Annotated in this window: 1 protein-coding gene; it reads right to left on the minus strand. The window is 54.3% G+C overall.

Features of this window, described 5'->3' with window-relative positions:
* Positions 1-130 (minus strand): DNA-directed RNA polymerase subunit omega (rpoZ, locus tag KZZ04_RS18630; RefSeq protein ID WP_219423730.1); only part of this gene is annotated, 130 nt, incomplete at its 3' end.
* Between the last annotated feature and the right edge of the window lie 218 nt (positions 131-348).

The raw sequence follows: 348 nt of genomic DNA on the forward strand, positions 1-348 counted from the left end.
CGTTTTCCCACTGGACCAGTGGCTCTTTGCCGCCAGTGGCCAATTGACGGGCACGCTTGGTAGAGAGCATGACCAGCTCAAAGCGGTTATCCACGTGTTCTAGGCAGTCTTCAACGGTTACGCGGGCCATGGTATTCCTCGGAGCGAATGCAAGATGCGCGCTGCCCGGTTGGGCGAGCGGACTAAACAGTTTAAAAAATCACCAGCGTTTAGGGAAGCGCTGTTTTTTCGCAGGCCCTCGCAAAACCGCTACAAGTGCCAATGTAAAGCCCTTGCAGCGGTTTTGGGAAGCGTCAATCAACCCAGCAGTTCGGCCAGTAATTTACCGAAACGCTGTTGTTGGCGCTT

Origin of the sequence: Pseudoalteromonas sp. CR1 (assembly GCF_019392235.1) — a bacterium.
Classification (GTDB): Bacteria; Pseudomonadota; Gammaproteobacteria; order Enterobacterales; family Alteromonadaceae; genus Pseudoalteromonas.